Consider the following 17,800-nt stretch of genomic DNA (forward strand, 5'->3'; position numbering starts at 1 on the left):
TGGTTTTAAATTAGAACTTTTAAAAAAGCAAATTTTTTGAGAATAATAGCATAGAAGGAGGCTAAAAATGGCAATAACTCGTACAAATATTCTCATCTGCGGTGGTACAGGCTGCCTAGCCACTGAAAGCGAGAAGGTTCAAAGAAATCTTGAACTCATACTAAAAGCCAGAGGTTATGATAAAGAGGTAAAAATTGTTAAAACAGGGTGTTTTGGCTTCTGTGAACAAGGGGCAATAGTAAAAATTGAGCCTGAAAATGTTTTTTATGTTCGTGTTGGTCCAAAAGATGCCAAAGATATTATAGATGAACATATTATTAAAGGTAGAAAGGTTGAAAGGCTGTTATATAAAGAACCCTCTGCAAATGACAGAATTGATAAACAGGAAAACATACCTTTTTATAAAAAGCAACTCCGTATTGCATTAAGAAACTGTGGACTGGTAAACCCTGAGGACATCTACGAATACATATCTTTAGGAGGATATGAAGCATTAGGTAAAGCTATAACAAAAATGTCCAGAGATGAAGTTATAGAAACAGTTAAAAAATCAAAACTTCGTGGTCGTGGTGGTGGAGGCTTTCCCACAGGAGTCAAATGGGACATTGCTAGACAACAAGAAAGCGATGTTAAGTTCATTGTATGTAATGCTGATGAAGGTGACCCAGGAGCTTTTATGGACAGAAGTATTCTAGAAGGTGATCCTCATAATGTATTAGAAGCAATGGCCATAGCAGGACATGCAATTGGTGCAGATAAAGGTATTGTCTATATTCGTGCTGAGTACCCTCTTGCCATATCGCGTCTTAAAACAGCAATAACACAGGCAAGAGAACTTGGCCTTTTAGGAAAGAACATTTTTAATACTGATTTTAGTTTTGATATTGATATAAAATATGGTGCTGGTGCCTTTGTATGTGGCGAAGAAACAGCCCTTATAAATTCATGTGAAGGTAAAAGAGGAGAACCAAACTATAAGCCTCCATATCCTGCAGAAGAAGGTTATTGGGGGCATCCTACCTGTGTAAACAATGTTGAAACTTTATCAAACATTCCACCAATTATAACAAAGGGAGCAGATTGGTTTTCTTCAATAGGCACTGAAAAAAGCAAGGGAACAAAGGTTTTTGCCCTAGCAGGAAAAATTAATAATGTCGGGCTTGTAGAAGTTCCTATGGGAATCACTTTAAGAGAAATTATTTACGATATAGGTGGAGGAATACAGGACGGAAAAAAATTTAAAGCTGTTCAAACAGGTGGTCCTTCCGGTGGTGTTATCACTGAAAATGAGCTGGACACTCCAATTGATTATGACAGCCTTACAGGAATTGGCTCAATGATGGGATCAGGCGGAATGATTGTCATGGATGAAACAGACAATATGGTTAATATAGCTAAATTCTATCTTGAATTTACCATGGATGAGTCATGTGGAAGGTGCACTCCCTGTCGTGTAGGAACAAAACGGCTTTATGAAATGCTCAATAAAATAACCAGCAAAAAAGGTACCATTGCGGATCTTGAATCTATGAAACAGCTATCATACATGATTAAAGACGGCTCACTTTGTGGTCTTGGACAAACAGCACCTAATCCGGTTATAAGTACCATGAAATACTTTTGGAACGAGTATTTATCCTTTATAGAGTATGTAGATAACCCACAGGGTGAGGGAAAGTATACAGCAAAAAACAAAATAGGAATTGAATCTTAATATTAAAGAGGTGGAATAATGGCTGGAAATCAGAAAAAATATGAGGATAAAAAAATGTTAAGTGTTATAATAAACGATCAGAAATTACAGGTTCTAGAGGGCATCACTATACTAGAGGCAGCTAATCAGGCAGGAGTAAAAATACCCACTTTATGCCACCTTGATTTGCATGATATTAAAATGGTAAATCAAACAGCTTCATGCAGGGTATGTATGGTTGAACTTGTTGATTCAAAAAACAACAGAAATAAATTGGTACCCTCATGTGTAACAAAAATAACTGATGAAATGATTATACGTACTGATACATTAAGGGCTATAACATCAAGGAGAATGGCTGTAGAACTTTTATTGTCCAATCACCCCAACGAATGCTTTACATGCCCTAAAAACACAAATTGTGAGCTTCAGTCTTTAGCAGCAGAACTGGGCATAAGAGAAATCCGCTGGGAAGGAGAACGAATGAACTATCCAAAAGACATGTCCAGTGATGCTATCGTAAAAGACTCCAATAAATGTATCTACTGTAGACGTTGTGAAACCATGTGCAATGAAGTTCAAACCTGTGGAATACTGTCAGGTATAGGCAGAGGATTTAATTCTTTTGTAGGTCCGGCCTTTAACATGCCCATGGTTGAATCATCTTGCACTTACTGTGGGCAATGTGTTCAAGTTTGCCCTACAGCAGCACTTACAGAAGTAAATCATACAGACAAGGTTTGGGAAGCTTTAAATAACCCCGACAAGCATGTAATTGTTCAAACGGCTCCTGCAATACGCGTTGCTTTAGGTGAATTGTTTGGAATGGAAGCAGGTACCATTGTAACAGGTAAAATGGTAAATGCCCTTAAGAGATTAGGATTTGATGCTGTTTTTGATACCGACTTTGGAGCTGACCTTACAATTATGGAGGAAGCTTCAGAACTTATTCATCGCATGGAAAATAATGAAACGCTACCAATTCTCACAAGCTGTTGCCCCGCATGGGTAAAATTTATAGAGCATCAGTTTCCAGAACTTTTAAAAATTCCATCCACTTGTAAATCACCTCATATAATGTTTGGAACTATTGCAAAAACATATTATGCAGAGAAAAATGGAATTGACCCTGACAACGTAGTAGTAGTATCAATAATGCCATGTATAGCAAAAAAAGCTGAAGCTAAGCGACCTGAGCTCACTAAGGATGAGCACAACAACGTTGATATTGTGGTAACAACAAGAGAACTTGGTGCAATAATAAAGGAAGCTGGTATTAAATTTGAAGATTTACCTCAAAGTGAATACGATAAGCCTTTAGGTGAAACCACAGGAGCTTCTGTAATATTTGGAACTACTGGAGGAGTAATAGAAGCAGCCATCCGTACAGCCCATGAGTGGATGACAGGAAAAGAACTTGAAAATGTTGAGTTTAATCAGTTAAGAGGCAGCGATGACCTTAGGAAAGCCACTGTACAGGTAGGAGATAAGGAGCTTAAGATAGGAATTGCAAGTGGACTTGGAAATGCCCGTGAACTTTTAGAAGAAATACGAGAGGGTAAAAACAAATATGACGCCATTGAAATCATGGCCTGTCCAGGTGGCTGTATCGCAGGAGGTGGCCAGCCATACCATCACGGCAACTATGAAATCGTTAAGAAAAGACAGGAAGCAATATACAAAGAAGATCGCAATAAAAAATATAGAAAATCCCACGAAAATCCTGAAATACTCAAACTCTATAAGGAGTATCTAGGTAAGCCATATGGAGATGTTGCCCACAACCTTTTACACACCCACTACGAGGAAAGAGAAAGAATATAAAATGAGACAAGGGGACGGTTCCCTAAGGGGACGGTTCCCTTATCTCAATATATAGGAATATATACATTTTGACTCAAAAGTTCAAAAATCTCATGAGGATATTCAAAATTAAATATATCAAACTCTAACTGATATGTAAGCGGCACTTTTCCACCTTCACAAGATTCTGGTTTTCTTTTTGAAAAAAACAAAAACTCATTTATAAAAGTAACTCTTTGACATTCTGGAACTTTATTTTTAAAACATAATATTACATATTTATATCCCAATCTAACTTCTTTGTGCCCGTGTCCGTGAGGGTGTCTTCTAAAAAAGTTACGAAAATGTCTGTAGTGACTTTCTACTTTATCATATTTTTCAAAAAGAATATCTTCAACATCATCTATGGAAAATGATATAGCCCTTTTACCATTAGAATAAGTTACATCATTGCCATTAAACTTAATATAAGTTCTAGGAAAAAGAAAAAGAGCTTTTCTAACATAATTCAACAAAGATATAATTATAAATATAGATACCAGAAGATCTGTCACTGGACTTTTAATTCCAAGAATTAAAACACCAAAACCTTCAGACATAAAAGATAATCCTAGAATCATAAATAAAGTAATTATTGAAATACAACATTTAAAATATGTCAAGCCAGATATTTTATATTTATATTCTCTAATTCCTGAAATATCTACACGACTGGCCTGCTCCACAAATCTAGTTTTCGATAGGTTTGGAGATACAAACAAACTAGCAACTCCAATTAAAAACACTGCACCTAAAATAAGTAAATAAATTTCCAAATAGAACCCCATATTTTAACCACCTCTTTTTGAAACAAGTGAGACAAGAGAACCGTCCCCTTGTCTTTTTTTATATAACAAAGACCCTAAAGCCTTTTGACTCTAGGGTTTTTGTTGGCCTGCCCGAAGCGATTCGAACGCCCGACCTACGGATTAGAAGTCCGTTGCTCTATCCAGCTGAGCTACGGGCAGATAAATGGAGCGGGTGAAGGGAATCGAACCCTCGCAATCAGCTTGGAAGGCTGATGTTCTACCATTGAACTACACCCGCAATTTATTAAATTTTGTCCAACTCAAGCTGACTTTTTTTGTCCAACTCAAGCTGACTTTTTATATTATACAAACATAAAACCAATTTGTCAACTGTATTTCATAGAATTTTTTAATGTTTTTTTTTTGCCACTGATATTTGAGCCTAAACTTTATAGGCTCAAACCCTCTTTTCAAGCTCTTGAGCCATCAACCTCAAAGCCTTTCCCCTATGGCTTATTTTGTGCTTTTCTTCTGGTTTCATTTGAGCTGTAGTCATATTAAATTCTGGCATAAAAAATAGTGGATCATATCCAAAACCATTGTTTCCCTCTGGCTTAAATCCTATATATCCTTCACAAATTCCCTTTACAGTAAATTCATCTCCACTAGATAATACCACTGCAATAGCACATACAAATCTAGCTTTTCTATTTTCATACGACACATCTTTTAAAAGCTCCAACAATTTATTGTTTCTGTCCTCATCACTGGCTTCCTCACCTGCAAATCTAGCTGAATAAACGCCTGGAGCTCCATCTAAAAAATCCACTTCAAGACCGGAATCGTCTGACATTACCATCTCACCTGTCATCTTATGTACTTCCCTAGCCTTTATTAAAGCATTCTCCTCAAATGTAGTGCCATACTCTTCAATATCTTTTGTTATACCTTCATCTTTCATAGATACAACGTCAAATGGAAACTTCGCCATTATCTCTTGTATTTCTTTAAGCTTCCCCTTGTTTTTCGACGCCACTATAAATTTTTTCATCTTTACTAACTCCCCCAACTTCATTTGATATGCTACCCAATACATCTTTTTGCATAGTTATCAGCTCACTTATTCCTTTTTGTGCTATAGCCAAAAGTTTATCAAATTGTTCTCTCTTAAAAGGATTTTCTTCAGCTGTTGCTTGAACTTCTATAAATTCATCTTTTTCAGTCATTACAACATTCATATCTGTTTGAGCACTTGAATCTTCTTCATAGCACAAATCAAGCATTTCCTTATCTTCAACAATACCCACACTTATAGCTGCCAAAAAATCTGTTATAGGTATTTTGTCTATCAACCCTTCATCTTTAATCTTTTTGCATGCATCAACTAAAGCTATAAAACCACCTGTTATAGATGCTGTCCTTGTTCCTCCATCAGCCTGTATTACATCACAGTCTACGATTACAGATCTTTCTCCAAGAAGATTTAAGTTTACAACAGATCTCAATGACCTTCCTATCAATCGCTGTATTTCATGACTTCTGCCTGAAAGTCTCAATTTATTAATATCTCTTTGATTTCTGTTAGATGTTGCCCTAGGGAGCATTGAATACTCTGCTGTGACCCATCCCTCTTCAGTGTTTTTCTTAAATGGAGGTACCCTTTCTTCAACTGTCGCAGTACAAATAACTTTTGTATCCCCCATTTCAATTAAAACTGATCCTTCTGCATGTTTAGTATAACCTCTTGTAATTTTAACAGGTCTTAAATCCTGCTGACCTCTACTATTAATCCTCAATATTTTCCCAACCTTTCTATAACATTATACTGTGTTTATTTTATCAGGAATAGGGATATCCCTTGAAATATCTGTTCCTTCAGGAAGTTCCCCTTCTTTTCCTTCTATCATTATTCTTATGTTTTTAATATCTTCAATTTGTTTCATACTGTATAAAATCTGTTTTAATATACCTTTTTCTCTAGAAGTTCCCCCATAATTTCTAATCTCACCATTAAAATTCAATATAAGTGTATCTTCTTCTAATTTGCTGTCTATCAGACTAACGCCTGAAGGCAATTGAGAAAATACTTTTTTGTCAGCATAATCTTTTCCGAGTAATCTTACAATTTCACCACATATTTCTTCCTCCTCTATTCCTATATACTCAAAAGACATTGGAAGTAAGCATTCAATTTCTTCACCTAAACTTTTATAAAAATAAACATCAACCTTATTTACCTTATCTTCTATATTAACTTTTTTGGAATTAATCAAAACATTTTCTCTGTTTAGATAACCCGATATGTCAGTTCCATATTCAAGCTTATCCTTTTCTCTTCCCCCAACAAGTATTTTTACATCATCAATTGTATCAAATTCAGTTAATGAATAGACAACAGAAGAAATAATGTTTATCTCCTGAGTTTTATCCTCATAGCTTAAGAATCTCTCATTAAAATCTACAATCATAGCATCTTCTTTTATATTCATACCTAAAACAACTGTGCCTTCTGGCAACAAGGCAAATAAATTGTAAGACTTTAAATGCTTTTTATTCTCCTCATTTTTAATCATACTTTCTATAACAGCCCTCGCTATACCTTCCTGTCTTTCAATATTTCTTGTAACAGGCACTATCATATCGTCACTATCCCTGTAATAGACTGTTATCGCTACTTCTCCATTTGCTTCTAGTTCTTCATCCTCTTCATCTTCTTCATCCTCATCATCTTCACTTTCATCATCTATTTCCTCCATTTCAGAGTATAGAGAATCATATGTATCAACAATTTCATCTTCTGTTCTTACGTAGTCATTTTTCTCCTCTTCATCTGAAACATTATCTACTGGTATCTGACATCCATTCAAAAATAATATTATTACAAAAACAACAATCCATGTAAATCTTCTCATTATTATCTACTCCTTACAGATTAAAATATGTTCCACTGTAAGTATAGACATGTAAGAAGAATAATATAATTTATTATACAATTATTTTTAAAAAATATAGATATTTAGATTTAAAAAATACATTCACATCAAACTATTTATCGTTATATCCATTAGGATGATTTTTATGCCAATTCCATGCAGTTTCTACTATTGACTCTAAATCATTCATTTTAGGCTTCCATCCCAATTCTTTTTTTATTCTTTCTGAAGATGCTACTAAAACTGCAGGGTCTCCCGGCCTCCTTGGAGCATCAACAGCATCTATAGGGTGTCCTGTAACTTTTCTAACAACATCTATAACCTCTTTTACTGAAAAACCTTTCCCATTTCCTAGATTATAAATGTCACTATCACCATTTTTTCTAAGCTTACCAAGAGCCAAAACATGAGCCTGTGCAAGGTCAGAGACATGAATATAATCTCTTACACATGTTCCATCAGGCGTATTATAGTCATTTCCAAATATTTTAATTAAATCTCTCTTTCCTAAAGCCACTTGAAGTACTAATGGAATTAAATGAGTTTCTGGATTGTGATCCTCACCTATTTTACCAGTTTCATGTGCCCCGCTGGCATTAAAATATCTTAGCACAATATGCTTTATTCCATATGCTCTATCTGACCACTTTAATGCTTTTTCAACAGTTAGTTTTGTCTCTCCATAAGGATTTGTCGGAAATGTTTTATCTGTTTCTAATATTGGTATGTTTTCTGGCTCACCATATGTTGCAGCAGTTGATGAAAACACAATTTTATCTACTCCCGCTTCCTTCATTGCAGTTAAAAGATTTAGCGTAACAATAACATTATTGTTGTAATACTTCAATGGGTCAGAAACACTTTCACCTACTTCAATATATGCTGCAAAATGTATAACTGACTCTATATCATTATTTTTAAATACACTTCTTATAAACTCAATATCCCTTAAGTCACCAACTATTAATTTTCCTCCTAATACAGCTGGCTTATGACCTTTTTCTAAGTTATCAACCACTATAACTTCTTCATTTCTTTCAACAAGTTCTGCAACAGTATGACTACCAATATATCCAGCTCCACCTGTAACTAATACGGCCACTACAACACAACCTTCCTTATCAATATTTTCTTACATTGACTTATATAAGATATATAATAACACAATTATAACATTTTTAAAAACTCAACTTTTTATTTCGGTATGATAAGTATAAAAAAGTCGGCTTCGCCAATTTAAGGCTAAGATAATCCTTTAAAGCACAGCCTTTCGGTAGACTTTTTTGCTACCATAAAGCAATGCACTTTCTTAGACATTAAAAAAATTTCTAGTTAGCACTATAAATCATTTCAAATTCATGCTTAATCTATGTTTTCTTTACCATTTGAATACTTATGAATAATGTTGATTACTTCATTAATATTGATCGGCTTACTGAGATATTCATCCATTCCTGCTCTATAGCATTTTTCAGCATCGCCTTTCATTGCATAAGCTGTCATTGCAATTATTGGAGTGTGTTTTTTATCTTTTTCTGCTATTCTTATTTGTCTTGTTGCATCATACCCATCTAAAACAGGCATTTGGCAATCCATAAAAACGATATCATAGTCTTTTTTTGTACATGCCTTAACTGCTTCCTCTCCATCCACAGCTACATCGCAAGTTAATCCTTTAGTTTTAAGTATTTCAGAAAAAAACTTTCGATTTACTTCATTATCTTCAACAAGAAGAATTTTTAACCTTTTTTCAAACTCTACCTCTTTTAAAGTGTGTCTTGTTACAAAAGTTTCTTCATTATTTTTACTTTTATATTTTTCATCTAACACAATTGAAATACAATCTATCAACTCTCTTTTTGTAAAAGGCTTAGAAAGATATCCAGAAAATCCTACATTTTTTGCTTTTTCAGCATCTCCTTTTATAGCTAATGAAGTCATCAGTATTAAAGGAATGTCTTTAGTTGCAGGAATAGCTTTTATAGCATTTGCTAAGTCATGACCATTCATATTTGGCATATTAAAATCTAACAAAACAAAGTCATATTTAATATCTGCACTTGAAATAATAAGCTTTAAAGCATCTACTGGATCTTCTGCTTCTTGCACCATACAACCTGCTTCCTCAAGGTATATTCTTACAATTTCTCTGTTAATTGCATGATCATCTATAACTAATATGTTTTTTCCTTTTAACAATGAATAATCAAAAACTATACTCTCTACTTTATCATTACTCTTTTTTGCTCTTATAGTAAAAGTAAAAGTAGAGCCTTTTCCCTCTTCACTTACCACATTAATTTCTCCACCCATCATTTCAACAATAGACTTACATATTGAAAGTCCAAGACCAGTTCCTCCATATCTTCTCGTAGAAGAGGTATCTGCTTGAGTAAATGGCGTAAAGAGTTTATCAGCAACATCTTTTTTCATGCCAATTCCTGTATCTTTTATTATAAATTCAATAGTATAAATACTTTCACTTTCCTTTTTTAATCCTGTTTCTACCAGTATATATCCTTTCTCTGTAAACTTAATTGCATTACTTATAAGGTTTCCTATAATCTGTTTTAACCTTGTAGGGTCACCTATAATAAAATTTGGAGTGTCCGATTTTGTTAAAATATTAATTTCCAGTCCTTTTTCTTTTGCTTTTTCAACATATTGTACTACAGAGGCCTCTATTGTTGTAATAAGATTATATGAAATGTTTTCAATTTCTAATTTACCAGCTTCAATTTTGGAAATATCTAAAATGTCATTAATTACATTTAGCAGGGTATCAGTTGAATATTTCATCTTTTCTATATAAGATAGTTGTTGCTTATGGAGACCTGAATTCTCTAAAAGCTGCATGAATCCCGTAATACCATTCATTGGAGTTCTAATCTCATGGCTCATGTTGGCTAAGAACTGGCTTTTGGCAATATTGGCAACTTCAGCTTTTTCTTTTGCTTTAATCAACTCTTTTTCTGCTAAGACTTTTTTTCTTGCGTCTGTTAAAATATTTGCCAAAAGTTTAAGATACTCGACTTGACAATCACTCCAGTGTTTTTCTTCTTTTACAGAATCAAAACCAAAAAAACCAACAACAGAATCGTTATCAATTATTGGAACTGAAAACAAAGATTTTATACCCTGTCTTTCAAATTCTTCTTTCTCTTTAACAGCCTCTACTGGAAGATTTTTGACTTTATCTATCATTACAAATTCTTTATCCATTATTTTTTCTTTCCACCATGGTATACTATCTACTTTGTAATCTTGAATTGATTCTCTTTCAGAGAGTATTCCATCTTCGCACCATTCATGGGTATTTGACATTAACTCTTTATTCTCTGAAAATAAAAACATATAAGATCTGTCTACTTTAAAAAACTTTCCTACAATTTTTAGCATTTCATTTATTTTATTATCAATGTTTTTGCTGTTTGCTCTTACAAAACTAGAAGATATTTTAGCTACAATTTTTTGAAACTCATTTTGATATGCCAATAATTCCTCATTATTCTTTCTATCTGTTATATCCCACCATGTGCCAATTATTTCAACTACATTTTCATTTGCATTTACTACTTTTTGCCTGTCATAAAGCCAATGGTATTCGCCTTTTATATCTTTAAATCTATATTCATCGGAAGAATTATTTCCAGCTAATTTATTTTTAAGATTAGGATAATCTTCAGGATGAACACAACTTAACCAAAATTCTATATTGTCAATAAATTTAGATGGTTCAAATCCTATGACATTCTTAACATTTTCATTGATATAAGTAAGTTTAGGAGTTCCATCTATCACTTCAAAAGAATAAATGACAGCAGGAGTATTGGATATAATTGTATCTAATCTATTTTTACTTTTTTTAAGTTCAATTTCAATATTCTTCATTTCTGTTATGTCTTGAACTATGCCAACAGAATTGACAGGAAGACCTTCTTTATTAAATACAGTCTCACATTTTTCTTTTAGCCATTTAATCCTGCCATCCTTCATAAGTAAACGGTGCTCTGTTTTGTATGGCTTTTTATTCTTAATGGAATTAGAAAAATCCCTAGCTACCTTTTCTCTGTCATCTGGATGAATTGTATTTAAAAAAGCTTCATACGATGCACCAAACTCACTTTTATTAATTTCAAAAATATCATAAATTGTATCCGACCAGATGAGCTCGTTTTTCTTATGTAAATACTCCCATCTGCCAAGCTTTGCAATTTTTTGTGCTTCTTTTAAAGAGGATTCACTTTTTAAAAGCTTTTCTTCTGCCCTTTTCCGCTCTGTTATATCTGTTTGTACTCCAAAATGTCCAGTTATTCTTCCTTCCTCGTCATAAAGGCAAATATAATCTCCCTCAATAAACATTTGAGAACCATCTATACGTCTTTCATTTGTTTCTACATGCCATCTGCCTTTATTAAATAGCCCTTTCCAGATATATCGTCCATGTTCTAAATCATGTTTAAACAATTCACAAGGTGTTTTCCCTATAAAATCCTTTTCTGTTGATCCATATTGTTCTGCCATTGCCTTGTTGACTTTCTTCATTTTTTGGTTATGAAATACATAATCTAATACCTTTTCTTTATCAATGGAGTCATTCCATATAATAGGTTCATCTAACATCATAAAAAAGAATCCGTTTAATGATTGGGAAAAAAAGCTTTCTTGCAATTTTTCCATAGATTTACGCTCTGTAATATCGCGACCAACACCTTGAATTTCAACAACGTTTCCCTTTGAATCTAAAATGCTACTATCTTCCCATGAAATCCATCGCCATCCATTAACCGTCATAGCTCTTTGCTCAATATAAGCTCTATAAGGCGGCAAATAGAGTTTTTCCATCTCTTTTAAAGTAGCTTCTAAATCATCTTCATGAACTAAAGGAGCAAAAGATTTTCCTATTAATTGTTCTCTAGTCTTTCCAAATGTTTTGGAATACATTTCATTAACATATGTAAAACAGTTTTTTTGATCTACTCGAACAATCATGTCTTTTTGAGATTCTAAAATTCCTTTTAGGTACTCTTCATTTTTTCTAAGCTCATCTTCTATTTTTTTTAGCTCAGTTATATCACGAGCCACTACTAAAATTTTTGGCATCTCATTAGATCTATTTGAGATTAATGTAATCTGAGCATCGTACCATTTTCTTTTTTTGTCCTCTTCTAAAAAATATTCCACTCTTTTTGATTCTTTTTTTCTAATACTTTCTTTAATAGCATTTATAATAACCGAAATCGCAGGTTCTGGAAAACCGATTTCATTAATTTTTTTTCCTACAAAATTTTCAGGTTGAATAAAGAGATTATCAGAAAAAGGTTGAAAGAATTCCTCGAATACTAGGTTGTTATCTAATACAAATATTAAGTCAGACATACTGTTTAATAGTATTTCAAGTTTATTATTTAGTCTTTTTGATTCAAACATTTGTTTTTTTGAATCTGAGATATCTGTAAACAAGGTAACAAAGTAATATTTTTTGGGAGAGTAGACATTTACATTATACCATCTTTTTAAGCTTTGTGAATATTGACTAAAATTACTCTTATTTGCATTTAATGCTATGTTCCCGTAATAATTAATCCAATCAAAGTCACTATCTTTAAAATCAGGAAGTATTTCTGTTATTTTTCTTCCTATAACTTCAGATTTATTAAGACCTGTAAAATATTCAAAAGATTTATTTACATCAATAAATTCATAATCTATAGGGTTATCATTACTATCGCATACTAGCTTATGATATGCATATCCTACAGGCAACTCTTTTAATAGCTGCTTATAAGAATTAATGTCCATTATTAATACTCTCCTCTTTTAAACTTTTTTCACCTCTTATTATTTTCTACCATATCAATATATTTAATTATCTCTTTAACTTTAAATGGCTTAGATATGTAATAATCCATTCCAGCTGATATGCACCTATCTTTATCTTCTTTCATTGCATAGGCAGTAACTGCTACAATAAGTATTTTCTCGTTATCTCTTTTAATTTGTCTTGTAGCTTCAAAGCCGTCCATAACAGGCATCTGACAGTCCATAAACACTATGTCGTATTGTTTTATTTTACATGCTTTTATAGCCTCTTCTCCATTTGTAGCAACATCACAATGCAAGCCTTTTGTTTTTAAAAGCTTAATAAAATAAATTCTGTTACATTCATTGTCTTCAACTAATAAAATTTTAATTTTCCTGTTAAAATATGACTCCCTTAGTGAGTGCCTTGTTATAAACAAATTATTTTGTTTAATATTCTCCTTAGTTATTTCTAGTACTGTTGCAATAGAGTCTAAAAGTTCATATTTTATAAAAGGTTTTGAAATATACGCTAAAAAGCCTGATTTTTTCGCCTTGTTAGCTTCCCCCTTTACTGGGCAGGAATCTAAAAGAATCAAAGGTGTTTTTTTTGTAAGAGGAATAGCCTTTAATGCAGCAGCTAAATCAAATCCTGTTACTTCACCAAGATCTTTTTCTATCAATATTACATCATACTTAGTGTCTCCAATTGATTGAATTATAACTCCAAAAGCTTCTAGAGAATCATCTATTTCATCGCAAGTACAACCTGTATCTTTAAGATAAGTTTTTATTATATTCTTATCCTCATCATTATTATCAACAATCAATATTTTCGTGTTTTTTAAATCTGAATAATCCGATGATTTTATTGAATATTCATCCTGTGTTTTTTTAAATACTAGTGAAAAAGAAAAAGTTGAACCCTCTCCTTTTTTACTTTGTACTTCAATTTTCCCTCCCATCATTTCAACAATATTTTTACATATAGGAAGACCAAGTCCTGTACCACCATATTTTCTTGTAGTTGATGCATCCTCTTGCCTAAATGGCATAAATATTTGATTAATGTAACTTTCACTAATTCCTATTCCTGTGTCTTTTATTTCAAAGAGTATTTTACATATTTTTTCTCTTTCATTAATCAATCCCACACTTAAACAAACGCTGCCTTTATCAGTAAACTTAACGCCATTGTGTACTATGTTTGATATAACCTGTCTTAATCTGGCTGGATCTCCAATTAGCATTTTAGGTACATCAAAATTAAAAACAACACTTAATTCTATATCTTTTTCTAATGCTTTGGCACTAAACTGTGCAACAGCTTCTTCAACACTTGACCTTAAATTAAAAGCTATATTTTCTATTTCAAGCTTCCCAGCTTCAATTTTTGAAATATCGAGAATATCATTTATGACTGCCAAAAGAGCATCTGAGGATCTCTTGATATTTTTTAAATAAGACTTTTGTTCCTCATCAACCTCTGTCATATCTAATAATTGCAAAAACCCAATTACACCATTCATAGGTGTTCTTATTTCATGACTCATATTTGCAATAAATTGACTTTTAGCAACATTTGCAGCTTCTGCTTTTTCTTTTTGTCTTATAATCTCTTTTTCTTTTTCTTTAACTTCCGTAATATCTGTATGAGATCCTGCCATTCTATAAGGCTTTCCATCTTCATCCCTTAAAGCTTCTCCTCTAGCTAGCATCCATAAATAATGTCCTTCTTTGTGCCTGAATCTAAACTCCATATTATAAAAAGGTATTTTACCCTCCAGATAATTATTTACATATTTCAAAACATTCTCTTTGTCATCAGGATGAATTCTGCTTTCAAATGTAGAAAAAACATTTTCAAGTTCTTCGTCTTTGTATCCAATCATATCTTTCCATCGGGGAGAAAGAAAAAGTTTATTTGTTTTAACATCCCAATCCCATATACCATCTTTAGATCCATTGATGGCTAACTCAAATTGTTCTTGACTTCTTTTTAAGTTTTCTTCCATTTCTTTTCTTTTAGTTATATCGTATGCAACCTGTAAGTGTACATCTCTTCCATCTAACCATTTTATAATACTTTCTTTACATTCATACCACTTCTTTGTAACAATACTTTTGTATTCCCATATATGTGTTTTGTTTTTGTTTTTTAAAGCCTGGTTAATATGGCAAAAGTCACAAACTCCTTCTTTTTCTCCATGAAAGACCTGCCAACACTTTTTCCCCTTAACATTTCCATATTCTCTTTCTACATTTTCATTGATAAATAGAATCTCATAGGTTTTTAAGTCAGCAACATATATGAGAGCATCTACTCTATTTAAAACAGTATTTATAACATAATATGATTCCTTTAAATTCTCTTCTTTAATTTTTAATGTATTTTTATTCATTTAATTCAGCTCCAAACCAGTTAAATACATTCTGTAATATATTTCGCTAATAAAATAAAAACTCTTTAGTTATTTCTCTTATCATAAAAACTCCTTTAGCTAAACGAGTTCACTTTCTTAAATTTAGCACTCATAAATTATTTGTACTGTTTAGTATTTTTATACTACAATATCTCTACTATCTTAAAATGCTAATATCTCCATAAGTGTAGTCTATATTAACTCTCGAGTAAGACTTATCATCATTAATAATTTGAATTTCTAAAGGCATAGAAGATTTATTATATATTGATAGATTAATGCCTGAAGTATCGTTTTCAAAAACTCTTTTAGATGAGTCTATTAAAATTAAAATAACATCCTCTAAAGGCTGAAATTCTAATTGATTATGGCTATTTGAACCTTCTTTTTTATTTTTATACTCAAATAAAAATATATCATTATTTTCAGTTATAGATATTTCAATTTCTTCTATTTCCCTCTTAGTTGTTTGATATAAATTCATCAAAGTATCATTTAAAGAACTTCTTGAAGATAGGCTAAATGTATAATTTCTCATTTGTTTTGCAAAAGGTAGTAGTCTAATTAGAAAATCATATTCCTTTGCATCTGTATAATAGTATTCTTCTTTAGAAAAGTCATTTAAATTGTTACCTGTTCTAAATATATTTTCTTTTTTTATAGTTTCAGATGATGATAAAAACTCTTTTATAGATAAATCTGAAAAATTTGCATATCTATCTGCAATACCAAAAAAAACTATATCTAAATTGGCTTTAATTAAATTATTTCTATCAATTTCAGCACTATATTTTTCTAACATAAACTTATTACTAATACTTCCAATATAAGAAAGAAATTTTATATGCGAACTTTCAGGACCAATCATCTCAATATTTGCAGAAATTCTATAAACTGATCCATTTTGAATATCTCTAAATTCTTCAGGAACGCTTTCTTTATTTCCTTTAATAAAACCTAAATTTTTAGCAAATTCTAATGAGTTTGAATTGTAAAAGTTATCCACACTTATTTTTGAGAGATTATTAATTTCTGTTTCTGGCTTAGAAATATCTATACTCAAAAGCTCTATACCTGAAAAATCAGAAAATACACTTAATAATATAAACAAATCATTCTGTTTAATATAAGGTGGTAATGAGTTTCTTATATTGTTAATTTCTTCAATAAAAAATTCCTTTTCTGATTCAATGTTAGCATACTTTTTTTCGTTATTTATTATATTTTTTTCTGTTATTTTAAGCTCCTCAATATCAATACTTAATTTTTTTATTGTATTCATTTGAGGAATCAGCACTAAAATAATGTAAACTGTTAAAATAATTAGTGCAGGTATTAATATATATACTCTTCTTTTTTTAGTCATAAAGCTCACCTCCTAGTATTAATTTTTATTTCTAATCTAAATGAATAATTATCAACTCCTGAATCCGTATTATAGTTAGCTAAAGTTTGAGATAGTCTAACAGATGAAAAATAATTATCATTTTTTAAAGACTCAATATATTGTGCTATATCATCCTTAGATATGGCAGATCCTATAATATAAAAATCATTACTGTCTGAGAAATTAATATTTACTATAGAAACACCCTTAGGTAAACTTTTACCTAAATGATTAAAGATTTTTAATATATCAATTCCTTGAAGATTTACTTTTTCAGAGTTTTTTCTTCTTTCACTTATTTCAGAAAGTATATAATCATACTCCGAAAAAAGTGATATTTTATCTTCTACCTTCAATAATTCGTATTCCAATAATTTTTTCTGAGATGACAAATTTTCAATTAAAATAAAAGGATAATATAATAATAATATAATAATTGTCATTAATGTTATAAGTGTAATTATTTTTATTTTTTTCGTCCTAGCTTCTTTTTTTATTATAAAATATTTGTCCGGTATTAAAATCATTTGACGCATTACTAACCCTCCTATAATAAAAACTATCTTATAAATGCTCCAAAAGAATTAATTAGTTTGTAAAAATCCTCATCAAATAATTGTCTTTTATTCTTTTTTTTGTATTTTACGAAATCTCCTTTATCTATTAAAAAAGCTGGAATATCAAAATATCTACTTATAAAATCTTTCAATCCCTTTATTTTTGCATTATCGCCAAAATAATAGATTTTTGTTATAGTATTGCTATTATTAAGTGAATAATAAAAGTCAATAAATCTATTTATATTTTCAAAAGTTTCATCTAAAATTGATTGTATTTCTTTTAGATTTATTAAAGGGTCTTCTGAGTTAAGATTAAGTATTTCAATCATAAAGTCTTCTGCTTCAGTTTTTGACATGTTTTTATTTGACGTTAAAAATGAATTAATACTATTGAAACCACTTTGAATTAAC

Annotated in this window: 12 protein-coding genes and 2 tRNA genes; 2 read left to right on the forward strand and 12 right to left on the reverse strand. The window is 31.4% G+C overall.

Annotated elements, in window-relative coordinates; all coding sequences use genetic code 11:
* The first annotated feature begins 67 nt into the window (after positions 1-67).
* A complete protein-coding gene (locus RBH29_RS11500) occupies positions 68-1,714 on the forward strand; it encodes a NuoF family protein (protein ID WP_306696973.1) in 1,647 nt (548 codons plus the stop codon).
* 18 nt (positions 1,715-1,732) lie between these two features.
* On the forward strand, positions 1,733-3,517 hold the full coding sequence (locus RBH29_RS11505) for an NADH-dependent [FeFe] hydrogenase, group A6 (RefSeq protein ID WP_306696974.1): 1,785 nt from the start codon (positions 1,733-1,735) through the stop codon (positions 3,515-3,517).
* A gap of 44 nt (positions 3,518-3,561) precedes the next feature.
* Here RBH29_RS11505 and RBH29_RS11510 read toward each other — a convergent pair whose 3' ends face one another.
* The 12 genes from RBH29_RS11510 to RBH29_RS11565 form a co-directional block, all read right to left on the reverse strand.
* On the reverse strand, positions 3,562-4,323 hold the full coding sequence (locus RBH29_RS11510) for a hypothetical protein (protein ID WP_306696975.1): 762 nt from the start codon (positions 4,321-4,323) through the stop codon (positions 3,562-3,564).
* A gap of 103 nt (positions 4,324-4,426) precedes the next feature.
* Positions 4,427-4,503: transfer RNA gene (locus RBH29_RS11515), tRNA-Arg, on the reverse strand.
* 5 nt (positions 4,504-4,508) lie between these two features.
* Positions 4,509-4,582: transfer RNA gene (locus RBH29_RS11520), tRNA-Gly, on the reverse strand.
* A 159-nt stretch (positions 4,583-4,741) separates the two neighbouring features.
* Positions 4,742-5,335, reverse strand: coding sequence for an XTP/dITP diphosphatase (locus RBH29_RS11525; RefSeq protein ID WP_306696976.1), 594 nt, complete (start codon positions 5,333-5,335; stop codon positions 4,742-4,744).
* Positions 5,292-6,083 (reverse strand): ribonuclease PH, encoded by a 792-nt coding sequence (gene rph / locus RBH29_RS11530; protein ID WP_306696985.1) that lies wholly within the window; start codon positions 6,081-6,083, stop codon positions 5,292-5,294. The genes RBH29_RS11525 and rph overlap by 44 nt, the downstream gene beginning before the upstream one ends.
* A gap of 21 nt (positions 6,084-6,104) precedes the next feature.
* Positions 6,105-7,196 carry a GerMN domain-containing protein gene (locus RBH29_RS11535; RefSeq protein ID WP_306696977.1) on the reverse strand — a complete coding sequence of 364 codons (1,092 nt, stop codon included), beginning with the start codon at positions 7,194-7,196 and terminating at the stop codon, positions 6,105-6,107.
* 133 nt (positions 7,197-7,329) lie between these two features.
* Positions 7,330-8,319 carry a UDP-glucose 4-epimerase GalE gene (galE, locus tag RBH29_RS11540; RefSeq protein ID WP_306696978.1) on the reverse strand — a complete coding sequence of 330 codons (990 nt, stop codon included), beginning with the start codon at positions 8,317-8,319 and terminating at the stop codon, positions 7,330-7,332.
* Positions 8,320-8,579: 260 nt separating this feature from the next.
* Positions 8,580-13,019: a PAS domain S-box protein gene (locus tag RBH29_RS11545; protein ID WP_306696979.1), complete on the reverse strand. Its 4,440-nt coding sequence runs from the start codon at positions 13,017-13,019 to the stop codon at positions 8,580-8,582.
* A 29-nt stretch (positions 13,020-13,048) separates the two neighbouring features.
* Complete coding sequence (locus tag RBH29_RS11550) at positions 13,049-15,421, reverse strand: response regulator (protein WP_306696980.1); 2,373 nt, start codon at positions 15,419-15,421, stop codon at positions 13,049-13,051.
* 178 nt (positions 15,422-15,599) lie between these two features.
* Positions 15,600-16,808, reverse strand: coding sequence for a hypothetical protein (locus RBH29_RS11555; RefSeq protein WP_306696981.1), 1,209 nt, complete (start codon positions 16,806-16,808; stop codon positions 15,600-15,602).
* A 5-nt stretch (positions 16,809-16,813) separates the two neighbouring features.
* Entirely contained in the window at positions 16,814-17,365 is a 552-nt protein-coding gene (locus RBH29_RS11560; RefSeq protein WP_306696982.1) for a PilN domain-containing protein, read from the reverse strand.
* A gap of 23 nt (positions 17,366-17,388) precedes the next feature.
* On the reverse strand, positions 17,389-17,800 hold a 412-nt coding region (locus tag RBH29_RS11565), incomplete at its 5' end, for a type IV pilus biogenesis protein PilM (RefSeq protein ID WP_306696984.1).

This window comes from Herbivorax alkaliphila (genome assembly GCF_030848475.1).
In the GTDB taxonomy this organism is placed as follows: domain Bacteria; phylum Bacillota; class Clostridia; order Acetivibrionales; family Acetivibrionaceae; genus Herbivorax.